Genomic DNA, 15590 nt, shown 5'->3' with positions numbered 1-15590 from the left:
AGCCGGCGGCCACCCCTCCAAGCGACGCGGCAGCCGAGCCGCTGTATAGGCCGCGAGGGCTTGTGAGGGCTACGCGGACCGCGCGGACTCGAGGGCCTTGCGGGCGATGCGGAGGACGCCCGCGGAGGAGGCCCGCCGTGCACGCACCTCACCAGCCCGTGCCGGACGTTTGCCGACCCTGCGCCGCCCGGATGCTGCTCCCCTGACGGGCGGAAACCGCTCCCCTGAGGCGCGGATACCGCTCCCCCGCCGTCGTCTCCCGCCGAAGAGACGAAGAGGGCGTGTCCGCTGCCCGGCGCTTTCGTTGGCCACCGCGCCGGTGGTGGCGGGGGTGCGGGGTACGTCAGGAGCGTGGAGCAGTGAGCCGTTGGATCGTGGTCAACCTCCCTTCCTGGTTGCTGCTGGCAGGGCTCGTCGTCGTGGTCGTCGGCGGGACGGCGGCCGTCCAGGCGTTCGTCCGGCACCGTTTCCCCCGCCTCAAGCAGGGCGGGCAGAACGAGGTCGCACAGTTCGTGTTCCCCGTTATCGCTGTGGTCTACGGGTTCCTCATCGGCTTCATCGTCCTCGCGCTCTGGGGCCAGGTGAACTCGGCCGACCAGACGACGCGGGCCGAGGGCGCCGGGGCGGTGCAGATGGCCGGGAGCCGCGAGGTGTTCGGCAAGGCCGAGAGCGCACGGATCCGGCAGAGCCTGCTGGAGTACGGACGCGCGGCGGCGGCCGAGTGGCCCCGCGCCTCGACCGGTCTCACCACGCCCGAGGCCGAGAACGCGCTGAACCGCCTGCACCGCACGTACGAGAACATCACGCCCCGCAACGACACCCAACGAGCCTTCCTCACCAGCTCGCTCGCGTCCCTGAGGGATGTGAACCTCGCCCGTACGCAACGGCTGCTGGCGGCCCGCAGCAACCTCGGCCCGCCCCTGTCCTTGTGGATGGTGATCCTGCTGACCAGTGGACTGGTCCTCGGGTTCTCCGTCGTCTACGGCTCCGAGCAGGCCCGGATGCGCTACGGGATGGTCGGGGCGGTGAGCGTCCTCGTTGCCGCCAACCTGTTCCTCGTCACGGAACTGTCCTATCCCTTCCTCGGCGAGTTCGCCACGTCGTCGGAGCCGCTGAACACGGTGGTCGAGGTCCTGTCGTCGGCTCGGTAGGCGGGCAGCGGGCAGGCTGACGTCGTCCGGGCGCCTGCCCTGAAGCCGGCGCCCGTCCTGAAGCCATCGGCCCCGTCCCTAAAGTCACCTGTCATGGACTGGATCGAGCGGGTGGGGAATCTGCGGCAGTGGGCACAGAACGGAGCGCGGGCGCCGCACAAACCGCTGCTCATGCTCTATGCGTTGGGGCGGTTTCAGCGGAACCCGCGCCAGTCGATGCGCTATTCGGAGATCGAGCACGACCTGAGCGAGCTGCTACAGGATTACGGTCCCACGCACCGGACGTCGCCCTCGTATCCCTTCCACCATCTCGTCAGTGACGGGGTGTGGGAAGTGCGCACCGACAGCGGGGCCGCCAGTCCGGGCACGGGGGTGCGTGGGCTGCGGGAGAGCGGGGCGCGGGGGCAGTTGGTCCCGGGGCTGCGGGCCGCACTCGCCGAAGACGGGACGCTGCTCGGGCAGCTGGCCCAGTTGCTGCTGGACAAGCACTTCCCGCCGTCGATCCACCCGGACATCGCCGCTGCCGTGGGGCTCGACCTCGACCAGACGGACGGGGCGAGGGCCTCCTCCGGGCAGGCACCGGCGCGTCGGCGGGCGGCCGAGCTGCGCAGGAACGTGCTGATCGCGTACGAGTACCGGTGTGCCTTCTGCGGCTTCGACGGATCGATCGGCCGGGTGCCGGTCGGGCTGGAGGCCGCCCATGTCCAGTGGTGGGCCTTCCAGGGGCCGGACGACCTCGCGAACTGTCTGTGCCTGTGCTCCCTGCATCACAAGCTGTTCGACCGCGGGGTGCTGGGGCTGGATTCCGGCCGACGGATCACGGTTTCCCGGGAGTTCGTCGGTCAGAGCCCGGCGGCGCGCCATCACGTGCTCGACCTGACCGGCCGAGCGCTCATCGGGCCGCAGAACGGCAGTGCGCGGGTCGCCCCCGCGTACGTCATGTGGCACACCGCGCAGGTGTTCCGCGGCCAACCCCGCATAGCGGAGCACGCCGTACGGGAGCAGGTCTGAGGTGCGGCAGGACGGCCTCCTTCGTCGGCAGGACGGCATCCGTCGTCGTCGCCGGGCGGTGGTGTGGGGGGGCGGCCGGCTACCGGGACGGTGCCGGCCCGGGACGAGAGCCGTAGGCGGACAGGAAGCGGTTGCGGAAGGCGTCCATGCGCCAGACCGGGGCCTTGTGGCCGGGGTTGAGGCCGGGTGTCCAGCGCCAGTCGGAGATCCGTTTCAGGACGTCGGGGTCGTGGGCGACGATCGCGACCGGGACGTCCCTGCTGGCGTGGTCGCCGGAGACCTTCGCGACGGGCTGGTGGTCGCCGAGGAAGACGAGCACGGTGTTCTTGTTGCCGTACTTCTCCACGTACGAGATGAGGCTGTTCAGGGAGTACTGGATGGACTTGCCGTACTCGGTGCGCACCTTGTCGGTCTGCTGCCATACGTCGACGGGGTGCTTGCCGGCCTTCTCGATGCCGTTGTAGACGGAGCCGTCGCCGACCTTGTCCCAGCCGATCGTCCTGGGGAGGGGGGCCCAGGGGTTGTGGCTGGAGGTCAGGATGATCTCGGACATCAGCGGCTTGTCGTGCGGTTTGCCGTGCTCCAGGCGCTCGAAGGCGGCGAGGCTGTACTGGTCGGGCATGGTCGACCAGCTGAACTTGGGGCCCTTGTAGCCGAGTTCCCGGGAGTCGTAGACGTGGTCGAGGCCGTAGAACGTGCCCTCCGGCCAGCTCTTGGTGACGCCGGGCATGATGCCGACGGTGCGCCAGGCGCCGGTGCGCTTGAAGGCGCTGGTGAGGGTCAGATGATCGCCCGCGGTGACCGTGCGGTAGCGCTGCTGGTTGTCGATCCACAGGCCGGACAGGAAGGTGGAGTGGCCCAGCCAGCTGCTGCCGCCGTACGTCGCCGAGGTGAGCCATCCGCTGCGGGCGGAGTAGCCGGCGGCCCGCAGTCGCTTGGTCCCTTTCGCCAGCACCGCGTCGACCCCCGGTGCCATCAGCGGGTCCTGGACCGCGCTGCGGCCGTAGCTCTCGATGAAGGTGAAGATGACGTCCTTGCCGCGCAGTCCGGTCAGCAGACGGCTTCCCGGGGTGTGGTGGTAGGGGTCGCTCGCGGCTTCCTTGGCGAACGTCTGCTCGTCCTTCAGGGTCGCGTTGACGCCGTCCACGCGGGCCTGGACGAGGTCGGAGGTACTGCGGGAGGCGACCGGCGCGCCGGCGATCTGCACGCCGAGCGCCGAGGTGATGACCCAGGCGGTGCCGAGTACGAGGGTGGTGCCGGTCGCCCTGGCGCCGTGCCGGGCCATGAGGTTGCTGAGCCGGAGGACCGCCAGTGCGGGGAGGACGAGCAGGGCGAGGACGAGGAGGGCGGCCGCGATCTCGACTCCGATCGTGCCCGTCCGGCCTATGGAGTCCTGGAGGAAGGAGGCGCCGTCGCCGAGCAGGGCCCAGTCGAACACCACGTTGAATCCTCGGCCGAGCACCTCGTCGAAGCCGATGTCGAGGAGGTCGAGGAGGGTCAGCAGGCCTAGCCCCGCCCCGGCGAGCACCGCGGCCATCCGCCGCGCCGTCCGGGGCAGGAGGAGGAGCAGGGCGGCGCCGGCTATCCCCTCCACCGGTATGCGGGCGAATTCGGCGGGGGTGAGGCGGGCGGGATCGTTCGGCAGCAGGAGGGTGACCAGCACCAGCGCGCCGGCCAGGGCCGTGGTCGTCCAGGCCACTGCCCGCGCCACGGCCGGATGCCGCTGCCGCCAGCCGCCGGCCGGGCCGGTACCTGTGTCCGTGGCCTCGGCCGTGCCTTCGTCCGTGCCTGCGTCCGTGCCCTCGGCCTCGACCGGGGCGGTGTCCTCGACCGGGGCGGTGTCCTCGCCCGAGGCGGTGTCCTCACTCGGGCCGGTGTCTTCGACGTCCCGTTCCGCTGTCATCGCCGCGCCGTCCGGCGTGTCCTGCGGCGTGTGCTGGGTGTGCTGCGGGGGGCTGTCCGGCGGCAGGTCCTCGGTCGCGGTTGCCTCCGTCTCCTGCGGCTGCTGGCGAAAGCGCGTGAAGTGGGACAACCCGAAGGTCCTTCCGTGCGAGGCCCGGTAGTGGCACGGCGGACCGGACTCGGGAGGTCGGCGCCGTCGTTATCTGTACGGCGGACCGGCGGCCTGTGTTCATCGCGCAGGTCACCCTCGTGGGACGGATGTGTGAGGAGGACAGGCGAGACGGACATGTCCGGCTGACGTGTGGGACGAGCATGCCGGACGGACACGTGGGACGGACGCCCGTCCCACACGTCGGACGGCTGACGTGCCGGACGGCTGACGTGTCGGACGGCGACGTGTCGGACGGCGACGCGTCGGACGAATACGGGTGAGGGGAGGGCCAGGCCGTCCCCCGATCGGCCCGGCCCTCCCCTCACCCTCCCCCCTCCCTCCCTTCGCCCTCCCCCCCCCGCGGCGCCACGCATTCCGGTGGCCGAAGGGCGAAGCAGGGTGGCTCCGGCCGGCGCAGTACGGGCGTCAGGCCGCAGCCGGCTGTTCCGTGCCCGCCGCGTCGGCGGGCAGCTGGCGAAGTCGCCGGCGCTTTGTCACCAGGACCGCGGTACGGGTGAGAACCATGGCAAGGGACATGAAGACAAAGGCATTTGCGTAGACGTCCGGGCCGCTGAGCTGATTCTCGATGCTGAAGCGGATCAGGCCCTCGGTGAACCAGTGCTCGGCACCGTAGGCGAAAAGGACGCGGGCGCTGGAGAGGACGATCCAGACAAGGGCGTATCCGAATCCGCCGGTGGTGTAGATCAGGCCGTCGCTGCCGCGGTGGGCGGGGAGCAGGGCGCCGGCTATCAGGCCGCAGATCACGCCCACTCCGAGGCCGATGAGCTGGAGCGAGGGCGCGTTCCCCGAGGTCGGGAAGGAGTGCACGAAGAGCGCGATGATGATCGCTACCGCGATCACGGAGCGCAGCATACGCATATTGGTGACGCGGCGGCGGCCCAGATCTGTCGCCAGGATGATGGTGAGAATTGTTGCGCTGGCGATGAGTGCAGTGGCGAACTGACTCAGGTGGCTCATGGAAATCCGGGCCTTTCCGTAATTCGCATTCGGTAACTCGAATTCGGCATTCGATATTCGGTGCCTTCGGTGGGGACGTCAACGACGCTATGGCGGCGGGGTGTTGTCGCGGGACGACCGACCGGTTGATCCGGTGTCCACCGGTCGGTGGACACCGCGGCGGAAGGCGGAAGGCGAGGGTGAAGGGGGAGGGTGATAGGACTGTGGCGCGGTGGCGTGGCGGCACGGTGAGCCCACCGCGCCCCGGTCGTGGGGCTGCTGCCGCTCGGATTCAGGGAGACACGGTGACGCGTGAGGCGCGGCGCGCGCCCGAGGCGCGGGTGCGTTGGTTCGGGCTGTGGGACAGCTACTTCGTGATCTGCTATCTGGTGACCACGGGGCTGGTGTTCACCTCCGGTGCCCCGCAGGGCTCTCGCCTGATCGCCATCGGCGCGCTGACGCTGATCGTGCCCTGGTACGCCGGGCTCGGGCGGCCGTTGATGCTCCGTCATGAGAGCGACCGGCGGAACACCGTCTTCCCGGTCGGTCTCTTCGTGCTGTTCGGGGTCGCCACCGCGGCCGATCTGATGAGCTCGTTCGCCCTGTTCGCCGTCGTCCCGATGCTGATGATGAGCCTGGCGACCAGGCCGGCCCTCGTGCTCGGCGTACTCGGCAATCTCCTCCCCGTGACGATGATGTGGCTCCAGGGCGGCGCCGCCGGCCCGGCCGTGCTGTTCGTGCTGCTGGCGTCGCTGCTCGGGATCGCCTTGTCCGCACTCCTCGGGCTGTGGATCAAGAGGGTGGTACGGCAGAACAAGGAGCACGCCGCACTGATCGAAGAGCTGCGGCAGAACCGCGAACAGGTGGCCCGGCTGTCGCACCAGGCCGGGATCTCCGCCGAACGCGAGCGGCTCGCACGGGAGATCCATGACACCCTCGCGCAGAGCCTGACCAGCATCATCAGCCTGGTGCAGGCCGTGGATGCGGAAGTCGAAGCGGCCCCCGCCGCCGCCCGTCAACACCTCGCGCTGGTCGGGCGGGTGGCCAAGGACAGCCTGGCCGAGGCCCGCGCCTTCGTCGCCGACCGGACGCCCGCCTCCTTGGAGGAGAGCTCCTTGGCACAGGCGCTGCGGCGGCAGGCCGACGGGCTGACCGCCGAGACGGGGCTGTTGGTGCGGTTCGCCGTCGAGGGGGACGAGCGGCCGCTGCCGATGGCGGTCAATGTCGTCCTGCTGCGTGCGGCGCAGGAGGCCGGGGCGAATGTACGGAAGCACGCCGACGCCCGCGCGGTGGACATGGTGCTCCGGTACGGCGCGGGGCAGGTCGGGATCCGTGTCGCCGATGACGGCAACGGGTTCGACGGGGTAGCGGCCTCGACGGCAGAGGGGGACGCGGAGCGCGGTGCGCCGGGGCAGGGCCAGGGCCAGGGCCCGGGTGACGGTGGGGGCTTCGGGCTGCGGGGGATGGCGGCGCGGGTGGCGGAGATCGGTGGGGTGATGAACGTCGTGAGTGAGCCGGGAGCGGGCACTGCCGTCGAGGTGCAGGTGCCCTTGGAGGAGGCGGCGGATGAAGAGCGTTGAGGACGTGGTCGCGGTGCGGGTGCTGCTCGCCGACGATCACCCCGTCGTACGTGAAGGCCTGTGCGCCATGCTGGAATCCGATGCCGGCATCGATGTCGTCGGGCAGGCGGGCTCCGGCGAGGAAGCCGTGACGCTGGCGACCCGGCTGACGCCCGATGTCGTACTGCTCGACCTGCGGATGGGCGGGATGGACGGGGTCGCCGCCACCGGGCACATGCTGCGGCAGTCGCCCCGCAGCAAGGTGGTCATCGTCACCACCTACGAGGACGACTCCGACATCCTGCGCGCCGTGGAGGCGGGCGCGGCCGGCTATCTCCTCAAGGGCAGTTCGCGGGCCGAGCTGATCGATGCCGTGCACGGTGCGGCGCGCGGGGCGACCGTGCTGACCCCGTCACTGGCTCCCAAGCTGTTCCGGGCGCGGGCGGTGGACGCGCCGCTGCTGTCCGGCCGGGAGTGCGAGGTGCTGCGGCTGGTCAGCCAGGGGCTGACGAATGCCGACATCGGCCGGGAGCTGTTCATCGGCGAGGCCACGGTCAAGACCCATCTCCTGCGTGCGTTCAAGAAACTGGAGGTGTCGGACCGGACGGCGGCCGTGATCACGGCGCTGGAGCGCGGGTTGTTGTCGTAGCACGGGGCGAGTCGGCACAGCGGCGGCGCGGCAGCGACCGTGCAGCAGCGCTGCCGTTCGGCCCGCAGGCCACGGCCCCCGGCCCCCGGCCCGTAAGCCTCCGCGGATCACCCTTCGCCCAGCCGCGCCCGGTCCGCCGCCGCTCTGCCCTGGTGCCAGCCGTCCGCGTCGCGTATGCCGCGGAGGCGGACCGGGGCGGTGTCGGGAAAGAGGGCGCCGGTGGTCTCCTCGACGGCGAGTTCGCGGGCGGCGAGGACCGGGAGGAGGTCGGGGGCCGCGTGGGCGGACTCGGCGGTGGCGGCGGCCGTGGCGGCTGCGGTGGCCGCCCCGAGCCGGTCGCGGATGCGGTCGGCGTAGGCGACGAGGAAGGTCTGGCGGAAGTCCCGGGTGCGGCGGGAGCGGCCGCGCGCGACGGGGGTACCGCCCTGCTCCTTGAGAGCCCGGTGGTGGTCGTCGCCCGCCCGGCTCATCGCGGCGGTGGCCTGGAGCAGCAGCGAGGTGTAGAGCATCTCGGCCGCCTCCAGGTCGGGTGCGAAGCCGACCAGGGTGGAGAAGCCGACGTCGGCGGCCCAGACGGCCTGGCAGCGGTTGGCGGCCGCGACCGCGTCGAGCAGCAGCGCCTTGGCCTGCTCGTACGGGCCCTCGATGCCGATCCGGACCGCCGACGGGCCGCCGGCCTGCCCGCCCGACGAACCGTCCGCGCCGTCGAGGAGGGCCTGGTCGATGCTGTGCCGCGTCATCAGCTCCTGTGCCTTGGCGGACAGCGCCTCCGCCTCCTCGGGGTAGTCGGTCGCCTCGGCCTTGGCGAGCAGTCCGCGGATCCGGCCGAGGGCGCGGGACGCGGCGGCGCCGTCCGGACCGCTCCGGCGGCCTGCCTGTGGCGGGGCCGGCAGCGGGGTGACGCGGGGCAGCCGGGCGAGCACGCGCAGCGCCGCCAGGACGTCGTACGCGGTCTCGAAGCGGGAGGCGCGGCGGCGTTTGGCCAGTGCGTCGAGGTAGCCGGTGTCGGAGGCCCACCAGACCTCGGCGCCGAGGTGCCGCAGCTGCTCGGCCCAGCGGGTGTCCCGCGCGGACCGTGCTGCCGCCGGACGGGCCGCGTCGGCCGCGACGGCGTCGACGACCAGGGCGACGAGGGAGGCGTGGGAGGCGTGGGACGCCTCGCGCCGTACGATCCGCTCCAGGTCGGCGGGGTGCCAGCCGCCCGCCCAGCACTGCCGCACCCCGGCCACGGCGGCCGCGACCACCGCCGCGCTCACCGCCTCCCAGCCGGCCTCGGCCGCGGCCAGCATCGAGGCGCCCGCTTCGATGGCGTGCTCCGCCTGCGCACCGTCCGGCGCGTAACGGACGCTGCCGAGCACCTGCCCGACCAGTTCACCGGCCGCCGGCGACGACGGCCCGCCGCGCCCTTTTCTCCCGCGCTCACTCACCCGTTCACTGTACGGAGGGCTCCCCCGCGCCCGTGGCCCGCGGTGGCGGTCGGTCGCGCGCACCGCACACAGCGACGACGCCCGGTGGTGCCCTGATCCGGGCGCCACCGGGCGTCGTCGCTTCATGGGGCGGGCGGTCACGTCATGACACGGCCTGTCACGTCACCTTGCGCGGGGGTCATCCCCACGCGGTCACCGGGAGTCACAGGCAGTGATACGCAGTCCTGCATGCGATGTGCTGCCGTGACCCGCGGCGTCACTGCGTCTGCACCGCGCTGCCGGCCACCCACTGCGACCAGTCCATGTTCCAGCCGTTCAGGCCGTTGTCCGGCTTGACGCTCTGGTCAGGGGAGTTGGCGACGTCCACCACATCGCCGAGCTGCGAGTGGTCGAAGAACCAGGCGCCGTCCGACTTCGGATCCTTGGCGCCCTTGACGTCCTCCAGGCCGATGCAGCCGTGGCTGGTGTTGGCCTTGCCGAAGACGCCCTTGCCCCAGTAGTTGCCGTGGATGAAGGTGCCGGAGTCCGACAGGCGCTGGGCGTGCGGCACATCGGGGATGTCGTACTCGCCCTTGCCGTCCTTCTTCTTGAAGCCGACGGTCGAGCCGTCCATCCGGGTCTGCTTGAAGCGCTCGGAGATGACCATCTCGCCGTTGTAAGTCGCATGGTCGTCGCTGCCGGCCGAAATCGGGATGGTCTTGATCAGCTCGCCGTCCCGCACCACGTACATCCGGTGTGCCGTGGTGTCGACGGTGCTGACCTGCGAGTGGCCGACGTTGAAGCTGATGGTCTTGTTCTGGATGCCCTTGACGCCCGGCGACGCCTCGACGCCGTCGAGGCCGAGCTTCACGGTGACCTTGGAGTGCGCCTTCCAGTGCTCCGAAGGGCGGAAGTCAAGCCGCTTGTCATTGAACCAGTGGCCGACGACCTTCTGGTTGCTGCTCGAAGCGACCTTGATCGCGGACTCGACGGCCGGCTTGTTCTTGACCGGCTTGTCGAAGTTGATCGACACCGGCATGCCGACGCCGACGGTCGAGCCGTCCTCCGGGGTGAAGTTCCCGATGAAGCTGTTCTCCGGGGCGACGGTGGAGAAGCTGGAGTTCTCGACCGCCGTGCGTCCCTTGGAGTCCTTCGCATGCGCGGTGACCTTGTACTTCGCCGAGCGCTCCAGCGGATTGTTCGGCTTCCAGGAGGTGCCGTCGGCTGAGAAGGTTCCGTCGACCGTCTGCTTGGACTCGGCCGAGGTCATGGTGACGTCGGTGAGCTTTCCGGCACTGACCGTGACCCGGGCGTCGCTGTTCACACCCGCGCCGGTCGCACCGTCCTCCGGCAAGATCTTGATCTTGGCTTGGGAGGCGTCCTTCGCGGCCGCCTCGTCCACCTGTTTGGTGTTCTCGTGCCGGGTGCCGTCCGTACCGCCGTCGCCTTGGTCGGCCGCCGTGCTGCCGCCACACGCCGCGAGCGTGAGTACGCCCCCGAGCAGCGTGGCGCTGGCTATGAGCCCCTTCCGGCGCTGGCTGTCCGTCATCACACGCATCTCCATTGCTACCGATTTCGCATAGTTCCCCGAGCGAGCTGCCAACTGAACGCAGGCATATGTGGACGCAGGCATTCCGGCCGACGCCATAGGAACGCCTTTTCCTTTTCGCCCGTTCCATGCGTCCACAAAGTGTGGGGAAGGCCACTAATTCCCCCACATCGGTCATGAGCGGTCACGCACCGAAGTCGCGGCGGCCACGAGAAGGGCCCCCGCACGGCGGGTAGCCGTACGGGGGCCGTGGCGATCGGGGGGAGAAGTTTCCGCTCAGCCCTCCCCGTCCGCGTCGTCCGCCAGGTCCCACTCCGCCGCGTCCCACTCGGCGTCCGGGTCGTAGTCGGTCAGTTCCTCGCTGCTCCAGGAGGCCTGGGCGAGTTCGGTACCCGGCACCGCGGTGACGAGGTCGAACGGGTCGATCAGATGGGCCAGCGCCTCCGCGGGGTCCTCCTTGACGGTCTCCAGGGACTGTCTGCGCTCCTCGTCGGGCAGCGACGGGTCACCCTCGATGTGGTCGAGGGCCGCACCGGTCAGCTGACCGCCGTCGGTGATCTCCATGATCAGTTCGACATGAAGGCGCACAAAACGTGATGTCTCACCATTGCTCATAGCACGGAGGTTAGGCATGGACGGGTCCTGACTTCCCCGCGACCCGCGGCGGTCACTAACATCTGAGGTCAACGGCCAATTCGCCGAACCCACAAGGGGGATCGCTCCGTGACCGCTCGACGACCACTGCTGACCGCCGCAGCCGCGGGATCGGTACTGTTCGCCCTGTGGTTCGTACCGTCCGCCACTGCGAGCGCGGAGGTTGACGGAGCGACAGATTCCGGCCTGCGCACGGCGTCCGCGACGGCCGGGAGCAGCCTGGCCCACCGGGCGGACAGCGGGGCCCAGGACACCGCCGGCGGTTCCACGACGACCACCCCGCACCACAGCGGCACGGGCGCCGCCTCCGGTGCCGACGGCGCCTCCGCCGGCACCCCTGCGCACTTCCTCGCCGACACCGGCAGCCCGGACACCACGCCGTACGTGATCGGCGGCGCCGCCTGTCTCGCGCTCGGCGCCGGCCTGGTCAGCTACTCCGTCCGGCGCACCCGCGACGAGACCGCCTGAGGCGGGACGGGACGCCGGGCGCCCCGTCCGCCGCGGTCAGGCCAGCTCGCCGGTGACCGACTCCACGGCCGCCACCAGCTTCCCGGCCCGCACGAACGCATACGCGTCCGCCAGGTCCGGGGCCAGGAAGCGGTCCTCGCCCGGCCCCTGGATGCCCGCACCGCGCACCGCGTCCAGTACGGCGCGGGTGGCGGGGGCCGGCGTCAGCCCCTCGCGCATCTCGATGGCACGGGTCGCCGCGTAGAGCTCGACGGCGATGATCCGGGTCAGGTTGTCGACCGCGGTGCGCAGCTTGCGCGCCGCCGACCAGCCCATCGAGACGTGGTCCTCCTGCATCGCGGAGGACGGGATGGAGTCCACCGAGGCGGGCGCGGCCAGCCGCTTCAGCTCGCTGACCAGCGCGGCCTGGGTGTACTGGGCGATCATCAGGCCGGAGTCGACGCCCGGGTCGCCGGCCAGGAAGGCGGGCAGCCCGTGCGAACGGTTCTTGTCCAGCAGCCGGTCCGTACGGCGCTCCGCGATCGAGCCGAGGTCGGCCGCGGCGATGGCCAGGAAGTCCAGGACGTAGGCGACCGGCGCGCCGTGGAAGTTGCCGTTCGACTCGACCCGGCCGTCCGGCAGCACGACCGGGTTGTCGACCGCGGCGGCCAGTTCACGGTCGGCGACGAGCCGGGCGTGGGCGAGGGTGTCCCGTCCTGCGCCGGCGACCTGCGGGGCACAGCGGATGGAGTAGGCGTCCTGGACGCGCGGGGCGTCGTCCTGGTGGTGACCGGTGAAGCCGGAACCGGCCAGCACCTTGGACATGTTGGCCGCCGAGGCGGCCTGCCCGGGGTGCGGGCGGATGGCGTGCAGCTCGGGCGCGAGGACCTTGTCCGTGCCGAGCAGTGCCTCCAGGGAGAGGGCCGCGGTGATGTCCGCCGAGGTGAACAGCCGGGCGAGGTCCGCGCAGGCCATCACGAGCATGCCGAGCATGCCGTCGGTGCCGTTGAGGAGGGCCAGGCCCTCCTTCTCGCGCAGTTCGACGGGCTCGATGCCGTGTGCGGCCAGCAGCTCACCGGCCGGCCGTACGACGCCGTCGGGGCCTTCCGCCTCGCCCTCGCCCATCAGCGTCAGCGCACAGTGCGAGAGCGGCGCCAGGTCACCCGAGCAGCCGAGCGACCCGTATTCGTGCACGACGGGCGTGATGCCGGCGTTGAGTATGGCGGCCATCGTCTCGACGACGAGCGGGCGGACGCCGGTGTGCCCGGAGGCGAGCGTCTTCAGCCGCAGGAACATCAGCGCGCGCACGACCTCGCGCTCGACCCGTGGGCCCATACCGGCCGCGTGCGAGCGCACGATGTTGCGCTGGAGCTGCACGCGCAGCTCGGGGCTGATGTGCCGTACGGCGAGGGCCCCGAAGCCGGTGGAGACGCCGTATACGGGGTCGGGCTTGGCGGCGAGTTCGTCGATGAAGGCGCGGGAGGTGGCGACGGCCGCGAGGGCCTCCTCGGACAGCTCGATCCGGGCCGCGCCGCGGGCCACCGCGATGACGTCCTGTGCGGTCGTGCCGGACGTCCCCAGCACCACAGTGTGCATATCCATATTCAGGCACCCTAGAGACTGAATCGCCGGATGTCACCACCGGATTTCGCGAGCACCCCTTACCGGGGCGTACGCAAGGGACCGGGGCCGTGCAAGGTCGCGACGCCTCACCTCCGGAAGCGGCGGCGCTCCGGCCCCGTCCGCCGGTCCGGGGCGTCCGCGAGCCGGACGACCGGGTCCTCCTTGCCGCCGTGCCGCCCGGCGACCACCGGCTCGCCCGACCGCGCCGCCTTGGCCTTGTACTGCGCGGCGTCCGCGAGCCGGAAGAGCCGGCGGGCGCTGCGCACCGGACCGATCGGATCACCGGTCGAGGCGACCCCGACCGCGACCCCCTCACCGAGGTCCAACTCCCCCGCCCGGTCACACAGTTCACCGGCCACCTTGACCACCTCGTCGGCCGGCGGGCCCACCGCGAGCAGGCAGAACTCGTCGCCGCCGAGCCGGGCGGCCAGCATGCCCGGCAGCATCGCCCCGCACAGGGACAGCACCGAGCCGAAGCGCTCCAGCAGACGGTCCCCGACCGCATGGCCGCGCGAGTCGTTCACCCGCTTGAGCCCGTTGAGGTCGCACACCACCAGGCTGACCACCGTCTCGTCACTGCGGTGCAGCTCCAGCGCCTCGTCCAGCCGCATATCGACGGCGCGGCGGTTGGCGAGACCGGTCAGGGAATCCGTGAAGGCCAGCCGGCGGGCCTCCGCCAGCCGCTCGGTCTGGGCGATCCCGGCGGCCGTCACGGCGGCGAGCACGCTCGCGAAGTCCGCGTCCGCCCGGCCGAAGACCTGCTCCCCCGTACGCCGCGCGACATACAGCTCGCCCCACGCGCGGCCGTGCAGCACGATCGGCGCGACCACACAGCAGCCCCGGCCGCGGCGGCGCAGCGCGGCCACCCGTTGCGGATTGACGCAGCCGCCCCCTTCCACCCCGGTGGGAGCCGGGCCGCCGGGCGGCTCCTCGGCCCTCTCCACCCAGGCGCTGGGCTCACCGCCGCCCGCCCACTGCTCGTGCAGAAAGTCGACGATCTCCGGGAATTCATGGACGGGGTAGCTCTCGTCGTCCGGGAACTCCTCCTCGCCGTCGGCGAGTTCGCCGACATTGACCAGCACCCGCAGCTTGCCCAGCTCGCGCTCCCACTTCGAGATCGCCGCGAAGGAGCCGCCCAGGGCCTGGCGCACGCCCAGCGCCGCGGCGTGCGCCGATTCGCGCGGAGTGTGCGCGGCCGCCATCGCCTGCGCCAGCTCCACCACGGCCCGCAGCCTCGCATCGCCCTCGCCCGTCACCGGATCCTCGCATTCCGTCACCGTGAGCACGCTCTGTATTACAGCGTAGGAATGTTTAACCCCTTTCGCCCCTTTCCGTGCGAGATTGACACCTAGGCGTTATTCGCGTCGTTCCTCGTGTCGTTCCTGGTCGGGCGGCCGGGGCGGACCGGAGCGCGGCGGCGGCCGAGCGGGCACGGGGCGGGGGCGGGGCGTCCTTACGGTGCGTCACCATGGGCGGCCTGCCCGGCGCCTGCGGAAAGTGGTCGTCCGGTGCCGACCGCCCCGCCCCATCCCGCCCCCGGGTCACTCTCCGGGCCAGTCCGGATCCCGCTTCTCGTTGAAGGCCGCCACGCCCTCCGCCCGGTCCCCGGAGAAGGCCACACTGCGCCAGGCGCCGTCCTCCAGCTCCAGCCCCGCCCGCAGGTCCAGCCCGTGCCCGAGCCGCATGGCGCGCTTGGCGGCACGCAGTCCGACGGGCGAGTTACGGGCGATGCCGGCCGCCAGCTCCAGCGCCTCGGCCCGGTCCTGCCCGTTCGCCACCAGCCGGTCGACCAGCCCCAGCTCCGCGGCCTCGGCCGCCCGTACCCGCCGGGCGGTGAAGACCAGCTCGGCGGCCCGCGCCGCGCCCACCCGGCGCGGCAGCAGCTGGGTCCCCCCGCCGCCGGGGATGACGCCCACCGACACCTCCGGCAGGCCGACCTCGGCCGTACCGTCGGCGACGATCAGATCGCAGGCCAGCGCCAGTTCGAAGCCGCCGCCGAGCGCAAAGCCGTGCACCGCGGCGATGGTGGGCACCGGCAGGTCCAGTACGCCGGTGTACGCGGCGCGGGTGTGCGGGCGCTGGCGCATCAGGTCCGCGTCCGTGAAGGAGTTGCGCTCCTTGAGGTCGGCGCCCACGCAGAACGCCCGCTCATGGGTGGAGCTGAGGACCACCGCCCGTACGGAGCGGTCCGCGGCCAGCTCGGCGCAGGCCTGCGCCAGGCTGTCGGCCATGGCCGTCGAGACGGCGTTCATGGCCTTCGGACGGTCCATGACCAGCTCCGCCACGAAGCCGTGCCGCTCGACGGCGATCCAGCCGTCCGCGCCGAATTGTTGCCGTTGCCCCTGCCGTTCCATGCAACCCTCCCAGTTAACGGGCGTTGACCTGACGTGGGGATCATGCCAGGTGGGCGGGCCCGGGGAACAGGGATGACGGGGAGGGGGTCCCGGGCAGGGGGCCGCGTGCTCGGGCCTGGGTGGGGTGGGGCGGAGCGGGCCGCGGTCCGGGCTTCGTTTCAGGGCAGCCCGGTCCAC

General features: G+C 71.5%; 13 protein-coding genes. 5 read left to right on the top strand and 8 right to left on the bottom strand.

Annotation, left to right across the window (positions count from 1 at the left end; genetic code table 11):
• Positions 1–359: 359 nt before the first annotated feature.
• Both K7C20_RS23515 and K7C20_RS23510 read left to right on the top strand, forming a co-directional pair.
• A complete protein-coding gene (locus K7C20_RS23515) occupies positions 360–1151 on the top strand; it encodes a bestrophin-like domain (RefSeq protein ID WP_030088139.1) in 792 nt (263 codons plus the stop codon).
• A gap of 93 nt (positions 1152–1244) precedes the next feature.
• Positions 1245–2162 (top strand): phosphorothioated DNA-binding restriction endonuclease, encoded by a 918-nt coding sequence (locus K7C20_RS23510; RefSeq protein WP_030088137.1) that lies wholly within the window; start codon positions 1245–1247, stop codon positions 2160–2162.
• A 79-nt stretch (positions 2163–2241) separates the two neighbouring features.
• On the opposite strand, the gene K7C20_RS23505 is transcribed toward K7C20_RS23510, so the two are convergent.
• Together K7C20_RS23505 and K7C20_RS23500 are read right to left on the bottom strand one after the other, a co-directional pair.
• Positions 2242–4194, bottom strand: a complete 1953-nt coding sequence (locus tag K7C20_RS23505; RefSeq protein ID WP_030088134.1) for a sulfatase — start codon at positions 4192–4194, stop codon at positions 2242–2244.
• Positions 4195–4641: 447 nt separating this feature from the next.
• Positions 4642–5193 (bottom strand): hypothetical protein, encoded by a 552-nt coding sequence (locus K7C20_RS23500; RefSeq protein ID WP_030088987.1) that lies wholly within the window; start codon positions 5191–5193, stop codon positions 4642–4644.
• 284 nt (positions 5194–5477) lie between these two features.
• On the opposite strand from K7C20_RS23500, the gene K7C20_RS23495 reads away from it, so the two are divergent.
• Positions 5478–6752, top strand: a complete 1275-nt coding sequence (locus K7C20_RS23495) for a sensor histidine kinase (RefSeq protein ID WP_063781315.1) — start codon at positions 5478–5480, stop codon at positions 6750–6752.
• On the top strand, positions 6739–7380 hold the full coding sequence (locus tag K7C20_RS23490) for a response regulator (RefSeq protein ID WP_030088993.1): 642 nt from the start codon (positions 6739–6741) through the stop codon (positions 7378–7380). Before K7C20_RS23495 ends, K7C20_RS23490 begins: the two co-directional genes overlap by 14 nt.
• Before the next feature lie 107 nt (positions 7381–7487).
• Here K7C20_RS23490 and K7C20_RS23485 read toward each other — a convergent pair whose 3' ends face one another.
• From K7C20_RS23485 to K7C20_RS23475, 3 genes are all read right to left on the bottom strand, one after another.
• The gene (locus tag K7C20_RS23485; RefSeq protein WP_053210291.1) at positions 7488–8738 is read right to left on the bottom strand and encodes a DUF2786 domain-containing protein; all 1251 of its coding nucleotides are present in this window, start codon (positions 8736–8738) and stop codon (positions 7488–7490) included.
• A 325-nt stretch (positions 8739–9063) separates the two neighbouring features.
• The gene (locus tag K7C20_RS23480; RefSeq protein WP_078953578.1) at positions 9064–10335 is read right to left on the bottom strand and encodes a L,D-transpeptidase; all 1272 of its coding nucleotides are present in this window, start codon (positions 10333–10335) and stop codon (positions 9064–9066) included.
• Between the two features lie 276 nt (positions 10336–10611).
• Positions 10612–10950 (bottom strand): hypothetical protein, encoded by a 339-nt coding sequence (locus K7C20_RS23475; RefSeq protein ID WP_048830375.1) that lies wholly within the window; start codon positions 10948–10950, stop codon positions 10612–10614.
• 108 nt (positions 10951–11058) lie between these two features.
• On the opposite strand from K7C20_RS23475, the gene K7C20_RS23470 reads away from it, so the two are divergent.
• Positions 11059–11457 carry a hypothetical protein gene (locus tag K7C20_RS23470; RefSeq protein WP_030088999.1) on the top strand — a complete coding sequence of 133 codons (399 nt, stop codon included), beginning with the start codon at positions 11059–11061 and terminating at the stop codon, positions 11455–11457.
• 36 nt (positions 11458–11493) lie between these two features.
• Here K7C20_RS23470 and hutH read toward each other — a convergent pair whose 3' ends face one another.
• From hutH to K7C20_RS23455, 3 genes are all read right to left on the bottom strand, one after another.
• Complete coding sequence (hutH, locus tag K7C20_RS23465; RefSeq protein ID WP_030089001.1) at positions 11494–13038, bottom strand: histidine ammonia-lyase; 1545 nt, start codon at positions 13036–13038, stop codon at positions 11494–11496.
• Positions 13039–13145: 107 nt separating this feature from the next.
• Positions 13146–14261, bottom strand: coding sequence for a GGDEF domain-containing protein (locus K7C20_RS23460; protein WP_053210304.1), 1116 nt, complete (start codon positions 14259–14261; stop codon positions 13146–13148).
• A gap of 339 nt (positions 14262–14600) precedes the next feature.
• Complete coding sequence (locus tag K7C20_RS23455) at positions 14601–15413, bottom strand: enoyl-CoA hydratase/isomerase family protein (RefSeq protein ID WP_030089003.1); 813 nt, start codon at positions 15411–15413, stop codon at positions 14601–14603.
• Between the last annotated feature and the right edge of the window lie 177 nt (positions 15414–15590).

The organism is Streptomyces decoyicus (assembly GCF_019880305.1).
Classification (GTDB): domain Bacteria; phylum Actinomycetota; class Actinomycetes; order Streptomycetales; family Streptomycetaceae; genus Streptomyces; species Streptomyces decoyicus.
The sequence above is the reverse complement of the archived record's forward strand: the minus strand, read 5'-3'. Positions and strand labels throughout refer to the sequence as shown.